The organism is Nicoliella sp. ESL1149 (genome assembly GCF_058107265.1).
In genome coordinates, this window is record NZ_JBYLUE010000004.1 from 316,851 (window position 1) to 336,198 (window position 19,348).

The 19,348-nt window shown below is 34.7% G+C and carries 20 protein-coding genes; 17 read left to right on the plus strand and 3 right to left on the minus strand.

The features are described from left to right. Nucleotides 1-2 precede the first annotated feature (2 nt). Genes leuC through AC3B6G_RS07495 form a run of 10 tightly spaced genes read left to right on the plus strand, consistent with a single transcriptional unit; the run spans nucleotide 3 to nucleotide 9,477 of the window. A complete protein-coding gene (gene leuC / locus AC3B6G_RS07450; RefSeq protein WP_489849784.1) occupies nucleotides 3-1,376 on the plus strand; it encodes a 3-isopropylmalate dehydratase large subunit in 1,374 nt (457 codons plus the stop codon). Nucleotides 1,377-1,378: 2 nt separating this feature from the next. Then, complete coding sequence (leuD, locus tag AC3B6G_RS07455; RefSeq protein ID WP_489849785.1) at nucleotides 1,379-1,963, plus strand: 3-isopropylmalate dehydratase small subunit; 585 nt, start codon at nucleotides 1,379-1,381, stop codon at nucleotides 1,961-1,963. 27 nt (nucleotides 1,964-1,990) lie between these two features. Beyond that, nucleotides 1,991-2,788 (plus strand): Fe-S cluster assembly ATPase SufC, encoded by a 798-nt coding sequence (gene sufC / locus AC3B6G_RS07460; protein WP_489849786.1) that lies wholly within the window; start codon nucleotides 1,991-1,993, stop codon nucleotides 2,786-2,788. Nucleotides 2,789-2,802: 14 nt separating this feature from the next. Next, complete coding sequence (gene sufD, locus AC3B6G_RS07465; protein WP_489849787.1) at nucleotides 2,803-4,080, plus strand: Fe-S cluster assembly protein SufD; 1,278 nt, start codon at nucleotides 2,803-2,805, stop codon at nucleotides 4,078-4,080. Continuing rightward, nucleotides 4,073-5,305, plus strand: coding sequence for a cysteine desulfurase (locus tag AC3B6G_RS07470; protein ID WP_489849788.1), 1,233 nt, complete (start codon nucleotides 4,073-4,075; stop codon nucleotides 5,303-5,305). Before sufD ends, AC3B6G_RS07470 begins: the two co-directional genes overlap by 8 nt. Next, entirely contained in the window at nucleotides 5,292-5,744 is a 453-nt protein-coding gene (gene sufU, locus AC3B6G_RS07475; protein WP_489849789.1) for a Fe-S cluster assembly sulfur transfer protein SufU, read from the plus strand. The genes AC3B6G_RS07470 and sufU overlap by 14 nt, the downstream gene beginning before the upstream one ends. Continuing rightward, nucleotides 5,744-7,147, plus strand: coding sequence for a Fe-S cluster assembly protein SufB (gene sufB / locus AC3B6G_RS07480; protein ID WP_489849790.1), 1,404 nt, complete (start codon nucleotides 5,744-5,746; stop codon nucleotides 7,145-7,147). Before sufU ends, sufB begins: the two co-directional genes overlap by 1 nt. A gap of 10 nt (nucleotides 7,148-7,157) precedes the next feature. Next, entirely contained in the window at nucleotides 7,158-7,463 is a 306-nt protein-coding gene (locus AC3B6G_RS07485; RefSeq protein WP_489849791.1) for a metal-sulfur cluster assembly factor, read from the plus strand. 37 nt (nucleotides 7,464-7,500) lie between these two features. Beyond that, complete coding sequence (locus AC3B6G_RS07490; RefSeq protein ID WP_489849792.1) at nucleotides 7,501-8,793, plus strand: NRAMP family divalent metal transporter; 1,293 nt, start codon at nucleotides 7,501-7,503, stop codon at nucleotides 8,791-8,793. Nucleotides 8,794-8,814: 21 nt separating this feature from the next. Beyond that, nucleotides 8,815-9,477, plus strand: a complete 663-nt coding sequence (locus tag AC3B6G_RS07495) for a hypothetical protein (protein ID WP_489849793.1) — start codon at nucleotides 8,815-8,817, stop codon at nucleotides 9,475-9,477. A 39-nt stretch (nucleotides 9,478-9,516) separates the two neighbouring features. On the opposite strand, the gene AC3B6G_RS07500 is transcribed toward AC3B6G_RS07495, so the two are convergent. Beyond that, a complete protein-coding gene (locus tag AC3B6G_RS07500; RefSeq protein ID WP_489849794.1) occupies nucleotides 9,517-10,068 on the minus strand; it encodes an NADPH-dependent FMN reductase in 552 nt (183 codons plus the stop codon). Between the two features lie 99 nt (nucleotides 10,069-10,167). Beyond that, nucleotides 10,168-11,526, minus strand: a complete 1,359-nt coding sequence (locus AC3B6G_RS07505; RefSeq protein WP_489849795.1) for a glutamate--cysteine ligase — start codon at nucleotides 11,524-11,526, stop codon at nucleotides 10,168-10,170. Nucleotides 11,527-11,734: 208 nt separating this feature from the next. Between AC3B6G_RS07505 and AC3B6G_RS07510 the strand changes: the two genes are divergently transcribed. From AC3B6G_RS07510 to AC3B6G_RS07540, 7 genes are all read left to right on the plus strand, one after another. Further along, nucleotides 11,735-13,663 (plus strand): S53 family peptidase, encoded by a 1,929-nt coding sequence (locus AC3B6G_RS07510; RefSeq protein ID WP_489849796.1) that lies wholly within the window; start codon nucleotides 11,735-11,737, stop codon nucleotides 13,661-13,663. A gap of 15 nt (nucleotides 13,664-13,678) precedes the next feature. After that, on the plus strand, nucleotides 13,679-13,891 hold the full coding sequence (locus AC3B6G_RS07515; protein ID WP_489849797.1) for a helix-turn-helix transcriptional regulator: 213 nt from the start codon (nucleotides 13,679-13,681) through the stop codon (nucleotides 13,889-13,891). Nucleotides 13,892-14,054: 163 nt separating this feature from the next. Beyond that, nucleotides 14,055-15,839: an acid phosphatase gene (locus tag AC3B6G_RS07520; protein ID WP_489849798.1), complete on the plus strand. Its 1,785-nt coding sequence runs from the start codon at nucleotides 14,055-14,057 to the stop codon at nucleotides 15,837-15,839. 100 nt (nucleotides 15,840-15,939) lie between these two features. Beyond that, on the plus strand, nucleotides 15,940-16,572 hold the full coding sequence (locus tag AC3B6G_RS07525; protein WP_489849799.1) for an NAD(P)H-binding protein: 633 nt from the start codon (nucleotides 15,940-15,942) through the stop codon (nucleotides 16,570-16,572). Between the two features lie 10 nt (nucleotides 16,573-16,582). Beyond that, nucleotides 16,583-16,996, plus strand: a complete 414-nt coding sequence (locus tag AC3B6G_RS07530) for a MerR family transcriptional regulator (RefSeq protein WP_489849800.1) — start codon at nucleotides 16,583-16,585, stop codon at nucleotides 16,994-16,996. Nucleotides 16,997-17,000: 4 nt separating this feature from the next. Continuing rightward, nucleotides 17,001-17,417 (plus strand): cupin domain-containing protein, encoded by a 417-nt coding sequence (locus AC3B6G_RS07535; protein WP_489849801.1) that lies wholly within the window; start codon nucleotides 17,001-17,003, stop codon nucleotides 17,415-17,417. A 1-nt stretch (nucleotide 17,418) separates the two neighbouring features. Further along, entirely contained in the window at nucleotides 17,419-17,733 is a 315-nt protein-coding gene (locus AC3B6G_RS07540; protein WP_489849802.1) for a carboxymuconolactone decarboxylase family protein, read from the plus strand. Between the two features lie 31 nt (nucleotides 17,734-17,764). Here AC3B6G_RS07540 and AC3B6G_RS07545 read toward each other — a convergent pair whose 3' ends face one another. Next, entirely contained in the window at nucleotides 17,765-19,276 is a 1,512-nt protein-coding gene (locus AC3B6G_RS07545; protein ID WP_489849803.1) for an MFS transporter, read from the minus strand. Nucleotides 19,277-19,348: the final 72 nt, after the last annotated feature.

Here is a 19,348-nt window from a genome sequence, read left to right on the forward strand (position 1 = left end):
TTATGGCACTCACAATGATTGATAAAATTTGGAACAAAAATGTAATTACCGGTAAAGAAGGTGAACAACAATTATTATATGTTGATCTACATCTTCTCCATGAAGTTACATCTCCTCAAGCTTTTGAAGGTTTGCGTGAGAACAACCGTCCCGTTCGTAGAACTGACAGGACGTTTGCCACAATGGACCATAATGTTCCAACTGTTGATATTTTTAATATTAAAGATATGATTTCAAAGAAACAAATTGAAACGTTGGGAAAGAACTGTAAAGATTTTGGCGTTCGCCTTGCTGACATGGGTCATCCAGATCAAGGAATTATTCATGCTGTTGGGCCTCAACTTGGTTTGACTCAACCAGGAATGTTGATTGTTTGTGGAGATTCTCATACCGCTACTCATGGGGCGTTTGGTTCAATTGCATTTGGAATTGGAACAAGTGAAGTTGAACACGTTCTTGCCACTCAAACTCTTTGGCAAACGAAACCAAAGAATATGGGAATTCGGGTTCATGGTAAATTGCCTAAAGGTGTTTATGCTAAAGACGTTATCATGAGTATTATTGCTCGCGAAGGGGTATCCTTTGGAACCGGATATGGCGTTGAATTCTACGGAGATACCATTCGAAACATGAGTATGGAAGAAAGAATGACTCTTTGTAATATGGCCATTGAAGGGGGAGCTAAGATGGGATGTGTTCAATCCGATCAAACCACTTATGACTATGTTCGCGGTCGTAAATATGCTCCTAAGAAGATGGATGAAGCAATCGAGTATTGGAAGAAATTCTATACTGATGATGAAAGTGCTTATGACAAAATTATTGACCTGGATGCTGCCTCATTAGCTCCTTACGTATCTTGGGGAACTAATCCGGGAATGGCAACTAGAATTGATGATACAATGCCAGAAATCAAGAATGATGATGATCAAAAAGCATATGATTATGTTGGGTTACATCCAGGAGAATCACCTAAGGATATTGATATCAAATGGATTTTCTTTGGATCATGTACCAATGGTCGACTTTCAGATTTGAAGATTGCAGCTAATATTTTGAAGGGACATCATATTGCAAAAGGTTTGACGGCATGGGTCGTTCCAGCATCACGAACAATTAAGGAAACCGCTGAAAAAATGGGAATTGATAAAATTTTCAAAGATGCCGGTTGTGAATGGCGTGAACCTGGATGTTCAGCATGTTTGGGAATGAACCCAGATCATGTTCCAGCAGGTGTTCATTGTGCATCAACTTCTAACAGAAACTTCGAAGGGCGACAAGGAGTTGGGTCTAGAACTCATCTTGCAAGTCCAGCAATGGTTGCTGCTGCTGCCATTCATGGTCACTTTATTGATATTCGCAAGGAGGCAATTTAAAAATGGAAAAAATTACAGTCCTAAGTTCAAAATCAGTTCCACTTATGAATGACAACATTGATACTGATCAATTGATTCCCAAACAATTTTTGAAAAATATTTTGAAAACTGGATTTGGCAAGAATCTTTTGTATGATTGGCGCTACATTGGACCTAATAATCCTAATCCTGATTTTATTTTAAATAAACCAGAACGTCAGAACGCTCATATTTTAGTTACCGGCGAAAACTTTGGTTGCGGATCTTCTCGTGAACATGCCGTTTGGGCATTAAAGGATTATGGTTTTAAAGTCATTATTGCCGGTGGATATAGTGATATTTTCTATATGAATAGTACTAAGAATGGTGTTTTAGCAATTACGTTACCCCGTGATGAACGTGAATATCTCGCTAAGGTTCCTGCTGAACAACCAATTACCGTTAATCTAATAAAACAGACCGTTTCAGTAAACGATCAAGTTTTTCACTTTGATATTGAAGATAAGATCAAACATAAACTGGTGAATGGTCTTGATGATATTGCAATTACGATGGGATATATGGATCAAATTAAAGCTTATGAAGCCAAAATGCCAGATTTTAACTAATAACATAAAGAAAGAGGAAGTGATTTAATGCCAACGCTTGAAGTCAAAGACTTACATGTTAGTTTCATTGATGAAGAAATGGAAACAGAAAAAGAGATCTTAAAAGGGGTCAACTTAACCATTAAAACTGGTGAGACCCATGCGATTATGGGACCAAACGGGACTGGAAAATCAACTTTATCAGAAACGATTATGGGAAATCCAAATTATACTGTTACAAGTGGTGACATTACCATTGATGGAAAGAGCATCTTAGAAATGACTGTCGATGAAAGAGCGCGTGCTGGATTGTTCTTAGCAATGCAATATCCAGCTGAAATAAAGGGAATCACCAATGCTGAATTTATTCAAGCTGCTGTAAATGCACGACGTGGAGAAGATAATCCAGTTCCTATTCGTGAATTCTTAAAAGAATTAGACCATAATCTAGAAATTTTAAATATGAGTGAGTCAATGGTTGAAAGATATTTAAATGAAGGTTTCTCAGGTGGAGAAAAGAAACGAAATGAAATTCTTCAAATGATGATGATCAAACCAAAATTCTCAATTTTAGATGAAATTGATTCTGGATTGGACATTGATGCCCTTCAAGTTGTTTCTCGTGGAGTTAATTCAATGGATCAATCTAAAATGGGAACCTTAATGATTACTCATTACCAACGAATCTTAAATTATATCAAACCAGATTTTATTCACGTTATGATGGGCGGCCGAATCGTTAAGACAGGTGACTTTAGCTTAGCATCTGAACTAGAAAATAATGGTTATGCTTCCCTTCGTGATGAATTAGGCTTAGATATTGATTTGACCGATGAAGATGTTTAAGGAGATGAATGGTAATGATTAAAGACAAGTTTATGCGGCAAATTAATCCGCAAATGATCGATGAAGCAGTCTTTGTTGATGAACCTACCTGGATGACCGACTTTCGACGGACAACTTTTGATAAGCTCGCCACCTTATCATTACCTGAAGTTGCAAAATTCGATTATCATACTTGGAAATTTATTACTAAGGATGATGGACAAGAAAGTGTTCAAATTCCAAGTGACGTTCAAGCAGAGTTTCAAGATTATAATCTAACTACTGTTGGTCATGAAATGAGTTATGACAATTCATCTGATGAAATGAAAAAGAAGGGTGTCATTTGTTGTGACTTTGCGACTGCAATTAGAGAACATGAAGAAAAAATTAGACCTTATTTTACAGCTCAAAAACACGTTACCGATAATAGATTAGGTAGTTTTGAAGCGGCACTTACTAATAGTGGGATGTTCGTTTACGTTCCTAAGGATGTTGTTTTAGATGCCCCAATTAATTTATTAATGATGGAAAATAACTTCAACCAAGCAAGTACTTTTAGTCGAGTAATTATTGTGGCTGAAGATAATAGCGAATTTGATGTTGTTCAAAAATTGGCAAGTATGGGTGATAAAAAGAAAACTTCCCATATCAATATCGATGTATATGCTAAAAAGAATAGTCATGTTCAATTTTTCTCACTTGATTCAATGAATCCTAAAACCACGACCTTCATTTATCGTTATGCAAAGGTTGATGATCATGCTAAGTTCAATTGGATGATTGGATCGTTCAATGATGGGAATACGATTTCTGATGTTGCAACGGATTTAATTGGAGAAGGTTCTGTAGGCAATACAAGAATTGTTTCAATTGCCAATGGTCGTCAACAACATGGAGTCAATACACGAATTACTAATTACGGTCGTCATTCTGATGGTGAAATTAGTCAAAGAGGGGCAATTTTAGATAAAGCCCGAATCGTTTTTAACGGAATTGGGAAAGTTGCTCATGGTGCTCATGGCGCTAATAATCAACAAGAAAACAGTGTTTTGATGCTTTCTGATGATGCTAGTGGAGATGCTAATCCAATTTTGCTTATTGATGAAAACGATGTTGTTGCCGGACATAAAGCAAGTATTGGAAAAATTGATGAACAACAACTTTATTATTTAATGAGTCGAGGATTGAGTCCTGATGTGGCTAAAAAATTAGTAATTCGAGGATTCCTTGGAATTATTTTAGCTCACATTCCTTCAGATTCGATTCGTCAACAAATGATCAATATTATTGAAAGGAAGTTAGCGAATGATTAATCCAAATGTGAAGAACGATTTTCCGATTTTAAAGCGGCAAGTTAACGATGAACATATGGTGTACCTTGATAATGCGGCAACTTCTCAAAAGCCAACCGCAGTAATTAAAGCCATTAATGATTACTATTTTAATACCAATGCCAACGTTCATCGTGGGGTTAGCACAATTTCAATGCAAGCAACTGAACAATATGAACAAGCAAGAAGTGCAGTTGCGAAGTTCATTAACGCCCCAGCTGCTGAGAATATCGTTTTCACACGATCCAGTACTGAAAGTATTAACTGGATTGCGGATGGGTTTGCTAAACATTTCTTAAATCAAGGGGATGAAATCGTTTTAACGATTGCTGAACATCACAGTAACATCGTTCCCTGGCAACAAATTGCTAAAGCAAAAGGTGTAAAAATAAAATACATTCAATTGAAACCAAATGGTCAGTTGGACTTGGAAGATGCAAAGCAAAAGATTACAAACAAGACTAAAATCGTTTCAATCAATTATGTTTCCAACGTCATGGGAGCTGAAAATCCCGTTAGTGAGGTCGTTTCATTAGCTCATCATATGAATGCTAAAATGATTATCGATGCAGCTCAAGCAGCCCCTCATATGCCCATAGATGTCCAAAAAATTAATGCAGACTTCTTAGTTTTTTCTGGTCATAAGATGTTGGCACCGACAGGAATTGGAGTTTTATACGGAAAAGCCGAGTTACTGAATCAAATGCAACCAGTTCAATTTGGTGGTGAAATGATCGATGAAGTTACTCAACAATCGGCCACTTTTGCCCCTGTGCCAACAAAATTTGAAGCTGGAACTCCTAATATTGCTGGAGCAATTGGTCTTCATGCTGCAATTGATTATTTAAATCAAATGGGTTTAAGCGAAATTCACGAACATGATAATGAATTATCAGAATCCTGCATTCAAAAAATGAAACAAATTGATGACATTATTATTTACGGGAAGCAAAGTGGTCAAGATCATAATGGAGTTGTAACTTTTAATATTAAAGGTATTCATCCTCATGATGTTGCAACCGGATTGGACATGGAAGGAATTGAAGTCCGAGCCGGTCACCATTGTGCTCAACCATTGATGGATTATTTAGGAGTTGAATCAACGGTCCGAGCTAGTTTTTATTTCTATAATGATGAACAAGACGTTGATGATTTTATTTCAGCATTAAAAAATGTAAAGGAGTTCTTTCAAAATGGGCTTGAGTAGTTTAAATCAGTTATACAAAAGCGTTGTGATGGATCACGCAGGTCATCCCCGAAATTTCGGCACTTTGGAAGATAGTACTGACAGCTTAGTGCTTCGAAATCCTAGTTGTGGTGACATCATCAATGTTCAAGTTAAAGTTGAGAATAATAAAGTAGACGCAATTAAGTTTAAAGGTAGTGGATGTACCATTTCAATGGCTTCCACAAGCATGATGACCGATGTAATTAAAGGGAAAACGATTGAACAAAGTAATCAAATCATCAAAATGTTTTTTGACAACATTGTTAATAAAACAGTTGATGTTAATGCTTCAGAACAATTAGGTGATGCCTTAGTTCTAAGTACAGTAGCTAAGTTTCCAACTAGAATTAGATGTGCCACATTAGGTTGGCATGCCTTAGATGACCTATTGAACAATAATAAAGAGGTGAACGAATAATGACTGACATTAAAGAAGTACTTCCTGATAACGATTATGAGTTTGGTTTTCACGATGATGTGAAACCAGTATTCTCCACTGGAGAAGGATTGAACGAAGATATCATTCGTCAAATTTCAAAAGAAAAAAACGAACCAGAATGGATGTTAGATTATCGTTTGAAATCATATCAAACGTTTTTAAAGATTGAAGATCCTCCTTTTGGTCCAGACTTAAGTGGCCTTGATTTAGATCATATGAAATATTATCAAAAATCAACTGATAAAAAGTATCGTGATTGGGATGATGTTCCTGAAAAAATCAAGGAAACTTTTGATCGAATTGGGGTACCAGAAGCCGAACGAAAATACTTAGCTGGATCATCTGCTCAATACGAATCTGAATCTGTTTACCATAACATGAAGGAAGAATTGGCCAAGCAGGGAATCATTTTTACTGATACCGATACAGCATTGCAAGAGTATCCGGAATTATTTAAAAAGTGGTTCGGAAAGTTGATTAAACCTACCAATAACAAATTTGCGGCATTGAACGGTGCAGTTTGGTCTGGTGGAACATTCATTTACGTTCCAAAAGGAGTAACGGTTTCAGCACCAATTCAAACATATTTTAGAATTAACGCTGCAAACTCTGGTCAATTTGAAAGAACCTTAATTATTGTTGATGAGGGAGCTCATCTTGAATACGTTGAGGGATGTACTGCTCCAACATATAATTCTGATAGTCTGCACGCTGCGGTTGTTGAAGTGAACGTATTACCCCATGCTTATTGTCGTTATACAACGATTCAAAATTGGTCCAATAACGTTTATAGTTTGGAAACTAAACGAGCTCAAGCTCTTGAAGATGCTGTTATGGAATGGGTCGATGGGAATCTTGGATCTAAAGTTACAATGAAGTATCCGTCCGTTTACTTGAACGGGCGGGGAGCCAAAGGAACTATGCTTTCCATTGCCGTTGCAGGTAAAAATATTAGATCTGATACAGGGGCCCAAATGATTCATAATGCTCCAGATACATCTTCTTCAATTATTTCAAAATCAATTGCAAAAGATGGTGGCTCTGTTGATTATCGTGGAAAAGTACGCTTTGCCAAGAACAGTCCCGGTTCTCATTGTCATGTGGAATGTGACACGATCATTATGGATGATGAATCAACTAGTGACACGATTCCTTATAATGAAATTTACAATAGTGATGTTTCAATGGAACATGAAGCGAAAGTTTCTAAAATTTCAGAAGAACAATTATATTACCTAATGTCACGTGGGATTACAGAACAAAAAGCGACTGAAATGATTATCATGAGCTTTATTGAACCATTTACGAAAGAATTGCCAATGGAATATGCTGTTGAATTGAACCGTTTGATTAGTTTTGAAATGGAAGGTTCAATCGGATAGGAGAATAATTATGGAGATTAAAAGAAATAAGTATGTTGATGCCCTTGAAAACGTAATCGATCCAGAACTTTACATTGATATTGTTAATTTGGGATTAATTTATCGAGTCGAAGTTAATAAAGATGGACATTGTGTCGTTACGATGACCTTAACAATTATGGGATGTCCATTGAGTGATTACTTGTTCAGCGAAATCAAAAAACAATTAATCGGGTTTCCAGAAATTAAAGATGTTGATGTTAACTTAGTTTGGAAACCAGCTTGGAGCATCGATAATATGTCCCGCGAAGCAAGAATGCAACTAGGGATTCATTAAAAAATAATTAATTTAGATTTAGAAGGGAAGTGTCAAAATGAAATCAAACAACGACGGAAATGTCATTTCGATGGGCAACGTTGCTTATCAATCAAAGTTTAACAAGATTATGCAAAGGGTGAGAAATTGGTTAATGGTTGTTGGCCCTGGATTGATCGTAATGTTAGCTGATACTGATGCAGGTTGCCTTATTACCGCCGCTCAATCAGGAACAAGTTATGGGTATTCAATGGTTTTACCACAATTATTGTTGATCCCAGTTCTCTTCATGGTCCAAGAAATTACAGTTCGACTAGGAATTGTTACAAAAAAAGGGCATGGAGAATTGATTCGTGAGTATTTTGGTAAAAAATGGGCATACATTTCTGCAATTACGTTGATGATTTCATGTGTTGGTGCTTTGCTGACTGAATTCATCGGAATCGCCGGTGTCGGGGAACTATTTGGCATTTCAAAATGGTTCACGATCCCAATTAGTACCATTGTTTTGATTGCAATTGCATTTATGGGTAGTTATCGTCGGATTGAAAAAATCGGCATCATTTTCGGATTATTTGAACTTACTTTTATCATTGGAATTTTTATGGTCCATCCTAGTTTTAGTTCAATGATGGAAGGAATGAAGTCGATTCCAATTCATGATTCTTCCTATATTTATCTAATTGCTGCCAATGTTGGATCGGTTATCATGCCATGGATGATTTTTTATCAACAAAGTGCTGTGATCGATAAGGGACTCAAGCCAAGAATGATTAAAAAAGAACAAACGGATACTTTCGTTGGCACTTTCATCACTCAGGGAATCATGATTGGCTTTGTAGTTCTCTTTGCTGCAACTGTTTTTAAAGACCATGTTAATAAGACCGTAGATTCTGTTAAAGAATTGGTTGGGGCAATTGCTCAATATATTGGTCCAGATGCTGCAAAAGCAATTTTTGGATCAAGTATTTTGGGTGGTGCTTTGGTAGCAGCAATTGTAGTTGTTCTATCAGGAACATGGGGATTGACCGAAGTATTGAACTGGAAACACAGTTTGAATGAAAAGGTTAATCGTAAGAATATTGGATTCTATAGTATTTATGTGATTGTATTTGTTTTTAGTGCCATTTTGGTATTGTTCAATACGAATATGGTTTCAATTACAATTACAGTTGAAGTGATTAATGCTTTGATGGTGCCAATTGTTTTGGGATTCCTTCTGATTCTAGAAGCAAAGGCATTGCCTAAACGTTATCGAATGAAGGGAATTTATAAGTACGCAACGATTATCTTTTCGCTAATTGTGATGGCATTCGGTGTTTACATGATTTTCCCAGTTTTGGGGATTTAAATTTGAAAGGTTGGTTTTAAAATGAAAATATCAAATAAGACATATTGTGATCCATTAGAAAATATCAGAAGTTATGATATTCAAAAATTACGGGAAGAAAAGCATCGCCAAGATTTAATCATGATTTCACACATTGCAATTGAACGTGAAATGAATTTAAAAGATAAATTTTCTGAAGATGAAATTATGGCAATGGATAACAAATCAAAAGCTGCCAATCAAGCTAAAATGGCAGAAGAATACTTGGAACAACATCATGTCTTATTGAATGAAGTTAAACGCCACTCAACCCTAACTGAATATATGCGTGATTGGTATGGTCGTGATTTAGGTATCACTAGCAAAGAATCCGCTTTAAGTATGTCCAAGCACATCAGAGGCTTTTTCCATAATGGCAACTACTGGTATTATCTATCGACAGTGGATCATGTCTATAATGACATTGATTCAGACCTGCTTTATGGAACTGGTGATGGCAGTATGAAAGATTACTTTAATTCATATTTTATTAATGGTAAGAAATACGTTGGCGATGATAGCAATGATATGGAAGCTAAACAAGCTTTTGTTCAAAGAATTAAGAATGCAACAAACTTTTTATCTGAACCACGGCTTCAAGAAGTTGCTGATCAATTTGCTGATGATGTAACTGTACAAGATGCAATTTTAAGTAATATGAAATAAAACCCATTTCCAAATTAAATTCGGAAACGGGTTTTATTTTTATTTAAGGATGTTCTCAAAATCTTTTCCAAGTAGTTGAATACTAAAACTTTCTTTAGTAAATGCTTTGTCAATATCCTTAAAATTATTCTTATCATCGAACATTTCACCGTTAATGTTTAGAGGTGGATTAACAGCCATTCTTTTCATTTTGAGAGCATTCATTACTAATAGCATAGTAGAATAAGCTTGATTTCCACCATGAAAACCATAGGTTATACAAGCAACTGGTTTATCTCGCCATTCTGATCCTAAATAATCGATTGCATTTTTTAAGGGTGCTGGCAATCCCCAATTATATTGTGGAAATAAGAAGATAATTCCTTCATAACTATCAATAAGATGTTGCCATTTAATGGTGTGATCCTTTTGATAGTTACCCTTCATTGGCATTTCTGGTTCATCTAACATTGGTAAGTTTATTTTTGCAAGGTCAATAATGTCATATTGAATCTTAGTTTTATCAAGAATTGTTTTAGTCCATTTAGCAATTTGAAGTCCAATTCTAGTGGGGCGTGTTGATCCAACGATAATTCCAACTTTTTTATTCATATTTTTCCTCCTGTGTTGAGTACAATTTAATTTTACTCTAATGAATTTAAAATATAAATAAAAAACCATTACAACATTTTTGTTGTAATGGTTAAAATATTATACTTCCCAACTACCACCAAATAGGTAATCACGAAGATCTTTTTCTGACATTTTACCGTCATCTTCAAAACCACGAAATGGACGAAGTGCTTGAAGAGCACCATCTTGGTATTCTTCACCCTTCTTTACAGCAAAATCAACTAAAGAATTGTCTTTAATTTCTTCTTCCAATTGACCACTTGGGGTTAATCGAGGGTATTTAACTCTTAATTCCATGTCTTGGATAATTTCTTGATATTCAGGACCAGCTTGAATCGAGTTAATAAAGAATTTTAATTGTTTGATCATTGACCTAGCTTGAACGTGATAAGTACATTCATCAGGTTTTTCTAATGAAACCGTATTATTCATATCGTTAGCACGTTTAAGGGCTTTATCGACCTCACTAGGTTTGAGTCCAGGACTCATAATAAAATACGTTGCTAATAAACGCATGAAACGAATCGTTCCAGTTCTAATTCCAACAGAACTGCTTGGGTCTAAATCAAGCATTCTAAGTTCAATGTATTTGATTCCTTCAGTTTTTAACTTATTCAAATCGTTATTACCACGGAATCTAACGGGACCTTGACCCTCTGCAGTACTAAGTAAAACTTTGTTTTTAACGGCATCGTTCATTGAATCAACATAGGTATTAAGATTAGTATAGTTAGCAAAGAACTTAGCGCCAAAACCAAAGTTAGTACTTTGTCTTAGACTTCGTACGGGATGATGAGGGCGCTTGGCATCATTATCGAAGTAATTTTCTTCTGCAATCGGGCTTGCTCCAAATAAATAGGTGATTAACCAACGATATCTAATGAAACCTTGACCCATCTTAAGATAAAGATACGTTTGAGCTTCGTCCCGGGTCTTAAACCGATTTTTAAACTTGTTGAAAACTAAATCAATAATATGATCATTAATACTCATATTGATATGAATTCCACAAGGAGCTCCTTCTGAAATACTGTGTTTTTTTAACCAAGTTTCAAAGTATTTTCTTTTTTTAGGAGTCGTTTTTGCAACTAAATTCATATTCTTTTCTTTTGGCATAATTGGTGGCATTGAGAGAGGCCATAAAATTTCACCTGGGGATAATGCAGTTCTTAACGTTGTATTGATACTGTATAGAAAGTGAATTGCATCTGTAGCATTCTTAGCAGGAGGAGTAACGACTTCTGACATTGCTTCCAGGAAGTCATTAGTTATCCAAGGATTGGTGGTTTCATCGCCAATTGTATCAGGATAAGGTTCCGTACTAAGATGACCACTTTCATCAGCACGATCCATTTCAACTTCTAGACCAACTTTAAAATCTGAAGTCTTTGCAACCGCTTCGTTGTCAAAAATTAATTGACCAATCTTACTAAACATAAATTGGGCACCTACCTTTTTAAATACATTGTCCCTATCTTAATTCGAAAGGCATTACAAGTAAAGTTAATTTTCATGATTCTTACATTAATATTAATGATATTGATTTTTTTTTTGATGAGCGTAAAATACAAATTATATAAACCGTCAATTATATTTTACTTCATAACGTTAAGAGTAATATAGAACGCATAAGAGGAGTTAAAACATGTTTTTAAAACGAAATCGATTTATTGGAATGTTATTGATATCTACCGGCTTGATTTTAATGACTCCAACGGGAGCAAAGGCAAGTAAACGAATTGTAAATGTTCGTGGTAACCATCAGCAAACGTTCTTTTTAACATTAAAAGGGCAAAATAATTCACAGTTGACTAATTTTATTTATCAAACTGTCACCCCAGGAAGTGCTAACTTTCACAAATATTTGACCCCTAATTCTTTTGGTCGTAAATATGGATTATCATCTGCTAATGTAAAAGTGGTTGGAAATTATTTTCGGAAATATCATTTAAAGGCGACTCCGTATGCAGGAAATGTATTAATGAAAATTTCCGGAAAAACTAAGAACATTAATCGAGCCTTGAAAATCAAATTAAAACAAAGTAATTATAAGAAGGGAACTAATTATCAAGTTCCAAACCGTCATTATCAACTTCCTAAAAAAGTGGCTAAGAATATTGAATATGTTTTAGAACTTTCAAAAACTTTCGATGGTAAGAATGCTACAACAACAGGAGCTTCAGCACAATCTAAAACTAAAAAATGGACATTTAAATCTAAGGATCCTAATATTCAAGATCGGACAACTAATAAATTTGTTCGTAACTATAATGCTAGTAGTCTTTATCAAAATCATGCATTAGGTCAGAATCAAACGATTGGAATTATTACCTTATCTAACTATCGTCAAAGTGATGTTCAACACTACTTTAATTTAGAACATTTAAATTATGATGCTAGTCGATTCCACAAAATAATGGTAAATAAACCTAAATTAAGTGGTGATAATGCTTTTTATGGTCCCTTCGAATCATCGATGGATGTGGAACAAGCATCTGCATTAGCACCTAAAGCGCAGATAAATGCATATATTGGTGACGATTTTGTTACTGATTATGCAACAGCAATTAGTTCTAACCAAGCTAGTGTATTATCTCTTAGTTGGGGAATGTATGAACAATCATTGACCAAAAATAATTTTTATAAGGGTTATTATCAAACGATTGATCGCTTAATGAAGCAAGCTGCTGCTCAAGGAATTACTTCTTTTGCATGTAGTGGTGATAATGGAGCTTATGCTTTTGCTTTTGGTAGTAATAATAAAGGACTCTTTTTCCCATCTACATCTCAATTTGTTACTTCAGTAGGTGGAACAACATTACCATTTAAAAACGTTCCATATTCTGATGTAATGGAATCAAACGTTCAAAATGATAAATTGGCAACCCTTTCTAAAGAACATTCCTGGACTTATTCATTACTTTATCAATTATATGGGAATAGTTATGTTAATCAACAAAGCTCAAAAGCGAATGCAAAGTACACTGAAGCTATTAACTCATTGAGAATTGGGAATAAGAAATTAACTGCTAAGGAAAAAAGAGCAATTTTCCAAGAACAATTAAAAAATGTTCAAGCAAGCGGAGGCGGATTTAGTAGAGTTGAACCCCTTCCTGAATATCAAAGAGGCGTTAGTGGTGTTGGAAGATATAATGCTAAGGATATTTTAAATCTTAAAAAGATGGAAATTGATGTTACAGCGCCAGTATTTTCTGGTTATACTAAGGGTCGGAACGTCCCAGATATTTCTGGAAATGCAGATCCATTAACAGGATATGATGTTTATGCACTTGGAAATCTTGTTTCTAGTGGTGGTGGAACCAGTGTTGTGACACCACAAATGGCAGCGATGGCAGCAGTGATCAATAGTGCTCAGGGCCAAAGAACTGGATTTTGGAATCCACAAATCTATCGTTTTGCTAAAACAAGTGAATCGCCATTTACTCCGTTAAATAGTACTGATGATGATAATATGTTCTATACTGGTCAACCTGGTAAGATATATAATCAAGCAACGGGATTAGGAACCGTTAACTTTACGAAATTAAATCAAGCTTTTTCCAATCAAAAGTGATTGAGGTGGGAAAGAATGATTAAAAATCGAGTTAAGATTATCCGAGTTGAAGAAGGATTACAGCAAAAGCAATTAGCGTCTAAAGTGGGGATTTCCCGCCAGACGTTAAGTTTGATTGAGAAATATGATTATAATCCAAGTTTAAAATTATGTTTAAGTTTAGCACAACATTTAAATACGGATTTAGATACATTGTTTGGTCAAAATTTACAAAAAAATAATAAATAATTGAACTAAAAAACGACTTGATTCAGATAATTACCTGGATTGAGTCGTTTTCCGTTGCTTCAATAAAATCTTTACAAATCATTTACTTTCCTTCTACAAGAAATTCAAATTAATTTTTTAGAATAATAATTGTAAATTAATAAATATGAGAAGAGGAATATAGATGAAGAAAGCAATTGGTTCAAGTATATTTTTAGGATTAGCTTTATTAAGTATCAACGTTTCGAATAAAGTCCATGCATCTAAGCATGATGATAAAAATGCACTTCAGGAAATAAATGAAGATCGTAAGTCAGATGCGGGAAGATATTTTATTCAAGACTATAAAACAAATGATAAAAGCAATACAACTCCAGAAACCAATGCTTCGATCGATTTGTTGTCACAAATGAATAAACTATGGCAACCCGGTTCTAGTTGGGATAATGGAAAAAGATTAAATACCAAGATATTGGATGAAAATATTAATCTTGCTCAATCAATTGCTAAGAATAGAACTAGTAGTGAAGCAAAACAAGCCTGGTTAGATGATAAGAATGATATGGACTATTCAGTTCAAGAAGGGCTTGGTAATTTAACCGACTACTTTAGAAAAGAAGCTAATATTACTGGTGGATATAAAGAAGTGCCAAATGATGCTGAAACTAAGGATTATGACACCAACTGGGATAAAGAGGAAGTTACTGGTGATTCTAATTCAGCATTAGGAGCTGTTGTAAAATTAGCTGACACATTGAAAGATGGTAATAACTCTTCCAGTAGTTCTGCTAAGCTTTATTTTAAATATCCGAGACCATTTCGATGGGATGGGACAACGGTTACAAATGCTCAAGATAACGGCGTAATTTTACCAACGTTAAAACTATCTGCTAAAGCAGATCCAACGAATGATTATGGCTTTCCAAGTGGGCACACGAATAGTTCTTATTTAACAGCATTTGCATTAGCGTATGCATATCCTCAAAAATTTCAAAGTTTACTTACGAGAGCATCAGAAGTTGGAAATGATCGAATCTTAGCAGGTCGGCATTCACCATTAGATGTTATCGGAGGAAGAGTGTTGGGAACAGCCTTAGCTGCTTCGATTTTAAATGATCCAGCGAATAAGGATTTAAAAACGGATGCGTTTAAAGAAGCTCAATCCGTTTTAAAGGATTCCAAAGGAGATAATGACTCTTATGGAATGAATAATTCTGATAAAAATGCTAAACAATACAATTACCGCTTAACGTATGGATTTTCTAAAATTGCTAATTCTACCCATACTTATAAGGTTCCTAAAGGAGCGGAAGTCTTATTAGCAACTAGATTCCCATATCTAAATGCAACGCAAAGAAGAGCAATTCTAGCTACTACAGAATTACCAACCGGTTATCCAATTCTTGATGATGGAGAAGGATGGGGTCGTTTAAACCTTTATAATGCAGCTAATGGATATGGTCAATTAGTATCTAATACAACCGTTAACATGGATGCCAAGAAGGGGACATTTAATGCTAACGATGACTGGAGTAATGACATTTCAGGAGTTGGTAAATTAACTAAGCTTGGCACTGGTAGTTTAGCGCTTAATGGAAATAATACTTATAAGGGTGGCTTGGTACTTAAGAATGGAGTAATTGTAGCTAATAATAAGCACGCATTGGGTACTGGTAATGTAAACGTTAATAAAGGAACCTTAAAATTAAGCCAAAAAGGAGTTGTTATCAAGGGAAATTATAGTCAATCACAAAAGGGAATAACTCAAATTTCAAATGGTGATAGTTTAGTAACTAAAAAAACAGCAAAGTTAGGTGGAACCCTTAAATTGAATGGTGATCATCTTAAAGCAGGTGATAAGATTATTCATTACAATCAACGGAAGGGTAAATTTAGTAAGGTATCTGGATTGAGTAAGCACTTACACATTATTTACAAGGGTCATGACATTAGTATTGCTAAAAAATAACCAACAAAAAACAATCTGAATTCAGATTGTTTTTTGTTTTTAATTGACTTACAGTTAACTCTAAGGAATACACTATGAAATAAATAAAGGAGGAGTCATTATGAAAAAGATAATTATTTTAGGTGCTTATGGTCAAATTGCACGGATTGTAAGACAACGCCTATTAAAAGAAACAGATGTTCAACTGACACTATATTTACGAAATGCATCGCGTTTAAAGGATGTTGATTTAAAAAGAGAAAAAGTAGTTGAGGGTGATGTGAATGATTTTGAAACGTTGTCTAAAGCAATCGTCGGTCAAGATATCGTTTATGCTAATTTAGGTGGTCGTTTTGAACCAATGGCTAAGAACATTGTTAAAGCAATGCAGACAGACAAAGTTCAACGATTAATTTATGTTACAGGATTGGGATTGTATCATGAAGTCCCAGGTGAATTTGGTCGTTGGATTGAAAAGAGTCTTGGAAGTGTCATCATGGATGATACAAGAAGAGCTGCTGCAATCATTGAAGCATCAACCTTGGACTATACGATTATTAGAGCAGCATACATGAATAATAATTCCAAAATTAATTATGAAACAACTCAGAAAGGTGAGCCATTTAAAGGAACAATTGTTTCTAGGGTAAGCATCGCTGATTATATCGTTAAAGTAATTCAAAATCCTGAGATAGATCAAAGAAGTAGTGTTGGTATTGATCAACCTGGTACAGATGGGGATCGCCCTTACTAAGGAGTTAGAGATGAAGAAATATTCAATTGGCGAATTTGCTAGTCATGTAGGATTAACAACATATACTCTTAGATATTATGAAAAAGAACATTTAATTCTTCCTCATCGGGATAGCAATAATAATCGTTATTACACTGAACACGATATTAAATGGATTGGATTTTTGTTACATTTGAAGGGGACAGGGATGACTATGCAAGAAATGATTAAATATGTTCGTTTAAGATCACAAGGAGATAGTACTATTTCCGAGCGCCGGTCTCTACTATCAAATGTTAAAGCACGAAGCGAGGATAAAATTAGGGAAACTAAAGCTAATTTAAAAATTCTTACGCATAAAATTGATTGGTATGATGGAAAGTTAAATCATACGATTTCTGAGGATTTTGAAAATTATTTAAAACAATTTAATGAAGGGGAATGACAAAATGACAAAAAATGATAGTTTATTCAGATTAGGACAAAAAAATGATGCTTATGCTAAGTATTTTCAAGGACAAAGTTATTTAAAAATGTTAGTAAAAGCACAAAATGAAGTAAATGTTGGAGTGGGAAATGTAACTTTTGAACCTGGGTGCCGAAATAATTGGCATATTCATCATGATGGATATCAAATCTTATTAGTTACTGATGGACAGGGATTATATCAAGAAGCTGGCAAACCAGCTCGTCTTTTGAATCCAGGTGATGTAGTGGTAACTCATGATGGAATTAAGCATTGGCATGGAGCAACACCAAATAGTTGGTTCGCTCATGTGGCAATCACTACAGGAACACCAGAATGGCTAGAAATTGTTTCCGATGAACAATTCAGCGAAGCTTTTGAACAAGTAAAGGAGAATTAAAATGGTAAAGAAACAAACGGCTGGAAGAGATAACTTAGGATCATTTGCACCTGAATTTGCAAAAATTAATGATGATGTATTGTTCGGTCAAATTTGGTCGAGAACTGATAAGTTATCTGCTCATGACAGAAGTATGATTACAATTTCAGCAATTATTAGTGGTGGTAATTTTGCTCAGTTAAAAGCACATTTAACACTTGGTAAGCAAAATGGAATAACTGAGGAAGAAATTAGTGAGATTATTACCCACTTGTCATTTTATGTTGGGTGGCCAAAGGCATGGTCAGCATTTAAAATTGCAAAAGAAGTATATTAAAAAAGTCCAACCATTTGGTTGGGCTTTTTATTTAATAATTGGATTTTTGGATAACTTTATTACCATGGCATAATAAGAAATAACAAATGATTCCAGATATAATAAAGAAACTTCCTGCGACAAGTGAAACACTATCCATCCCTCTGAAAAAAGCAGTGTGGACAATATTTTGAATGTTAAAGTGATCGATCTTTTGAGCTAAGGAACTTCCTGAAAATGGACCGGCTTTTTGTAATACAGTAATTAATTTACCTGGTAAAACGGAACTTGCTAAATGAGCATCATAGGTGTTAGTCATTGCGAGACCTAAAATAACTAATCCTAAACTCGTTCCAAATTGTTTACCAACATTTAATAACCCAGATGTCATTCCAATTTCTTGAGGTTTAACAGCACTAACTGCAATATTAGATGATAGTGGATTAATCAATGCATTTGCCATTCCAATTGTAATGAACGTTGGAATAAACAATAACCACGAATTATGATTACCTAGTATTTTAGGTAAAATGAACATTCCAAATCCTGCTAAAAATAAGACTGCAGTAATAACGTAACCGGGATTAATTCGACTAGCTATTTTTCCAGAAATAGGTCCAAGAACTAAAGAAAAAGCACTTATTACCATTAATTGAGATCCACTTTCTAATGCAGAATATCCCATATAGTCTTGAGATAAAACAATTAGATAACTAAAGAGAGCGTAAATAGCCATTCCTAAGGTCAAGTTTGAAATTGCGCAACCAACAACGGCCTTATTTTTAAATAGACTTAGATCTAACATTGGAGCTTGAATCCTACTCTCTAAGAAAATAAAAATGATAATTAGAACAATTCCCGTAATTAATAATGAAGAAACATGATAATTTAACCAAGAATAATTATAATGGGTTTCTTTTTGAATCAATCCTAAAATTAAGCAGAACATGAATGCAACTGAGAGAAGCATTCCAATAATATCAACTTTTCCACTATTGAAAGTCTTTGATTTTGGAATGAAACTAATACTCATGATTAAAGCGATAACTCCAATTGGCAGATTGACTAAAAAAATAGATTCCCAGCTAAAGAAACTTAGTAAGATTCCACCAATTAAAGGACCTAATGCTGTGGATAACCCAGCTACACTCCCCCAGATTCCTAGGGCAAGGCCTCTTGAACGACCAGTAAATGTATCTGCAATAATGCTCATTGAAAGACTAAGCATCCCAGCTCCACCAATTGCTTGGCAGCCACGAAAAATAATTAATAACCAGATACTAGGGGCTAAACTACAAGCAAGCGAAAAGGTAGAAAAAATTAATAGCGAAGCAATAAAAATAATTTTCCTTCCGATTAAATCCCCTAACTTTGAAATTAAAAATAGGATGGCAGCAAAAATTAACGTGTAGGCATTAATTACCCATTGAAGTTGACTAAAACTACTATTAAAACTTTTTTGGATAGTGGGTAGAGCAACGTTAACAACAGTTACATCTAGTAAACCCATAAAAAAACCTAAACAAACCGCAATTAAAGCAAACCATTTTTTACGATCTTGCATAATAAAACTCCCTTAATAAATTTTCCTTCGTGCCTATCTAACACGAACCCGCCTGCCAATTAATTGGTTTTT

Excerpts from the sequence above, each read along its gene's own strand:
- leuC (WP_489849784.1), top strand. The coding sequence starts at position 3 with ATGGCACTCACAATGATTGATAAAATTTGGAACAAAAATGTAATTACC.
- leuD (WP_489849785.1), top strand. The coding sequence starts at position 1,379 with ATGGAAAAAATTACAGTCCTAAGTTCAAAATCAGTTCCACTTATGAAT.
- sufC (WP_489849786.1), top strand. The coding sequence starts at position 1,991 with ATGCCAACGCTTGAAGTCAAAGACTTACATGTTAGTTTCATTGATGAA.
- sufD (WP_489849787.1), top strand. The coding sequence starts at position 2,803 with ATGATTAAAGACAAGTTTATGCGGCAAATTAATCCGCAAATGATCGAT.
- AC3B6G_RS07470 (WP_489849788.1), top strand. The coding sequence starts at position 4,073 with ATGATTAATCCAAATGTGAAGAACGATTTTCCGATTTTAAAGCGGCAA.
- sufU (WP_489849789.1), top strand. The coding sequence starts at position 5,292 with ATGGGCTTGAGTAGTTTAAATCAGTTATACAAAAGCGTTGTGATGGAT.
- sufB (WP_489849790.1), top strand. The coding sequence starts at position 5,744 with ATGACTGACATTAAAGAAGTACTTCCTGATAACGATTATGAGTTTGGT.
- AC3B6G_RS07485 (WP_489849791.1), top strand. The coding sequence starts at position 7,158 with ATGGAGATTAAAAGAAATAAGTATGTTGATGCCCTTGAAAACGTAATC.
- AC3B6G_RS07490 (WP_489849792.1), top strand. The coding sequence starts at position 7,501 with ATGAAATCAAACAACGACGGAAATGTCATTTCGATGGGCAACGTTGCT.
- AC3B6G_RS07495 (WP_489849793.1), top strand. The coding sequence starts at position 8,815 with ATGAAAATATCAAATAAGACATATTGTGATCCATTAGAAAATATCAGA.
- AC3B6G_RS07500 (WP_489849794.1), bottom strand. The coding sequence starts at position 10,068 with ATGAATAAAAAAGTTGGAATTATCGTTGGATCAACACGCCCCACTAGA.
- AC3B6G_RS07505 (WP_489849795.1), bottom strand. The coding sequence starts at position 11,526 with ATGTTTAGTAAGATTGGTCAATTAATTTTTGACAACGAAGCGGTTGCA.
- AC3B6G_RS07510 (WP_489849796.1), top strand. The coding sequence starts at position 11,735 with ATGTTTTTAAAACGAAATCGATTTATTGGAATGTTATTGATATCTACC.
- AC3B6G_RS07515 (WP_489849797.1), top strand. The coding sequence starts at position 13,679 with ATGATTAAAAATCGAGTTAAGATTATCCGAGTTGAAGAAGGATTACAG.
- AC3B6G_RS07520 (WP_489849798.1), top strand. The coding sequence starts at position 14,055 with ATGAAGAAAGCAATTGGTTCAAGTATATTTTTAGGATTAGCTTTATTA.
- AC3B6G_RS07525 (WP_489849799.1), top strand. The coding sequence starts at position 15,940 with ATGAAAAAGATAATTATTTTAGGTGCTTATGGTCAAATTGCACGGATT.
- AC3B6G_RS07530 (WP_489849800.1), top strand. The coding sequence starts at position 16,583 with ATGAAGAAATATTCAATTGGCGAATTTGCTAGTCATGTAGGATTAACA.
- AC3B6G_RS07535 (WP_489849801.1), top strand. The coding sequence starts at position 17,001 with ATGACAAAAAATGATAGTTTATTCAGATTAGGACAAAAAAATGATGCT.
- AC3B6G_RS07540 (WP_489849802.1), top strand. The coding sequence starts at position 17,419 with ATGGTAAAGAAACAAACGGCTGGAAGAGATAACTTAGGATCATTTGCA.
- AC3B6G_RS07545 (WP_489849803.1), bottom strand. The coding sequence starts at position 19,276 with ATGCAAGATCGTAAAAAATGGTTTGCTTTAATTGCGGTTTGTTTAGGT.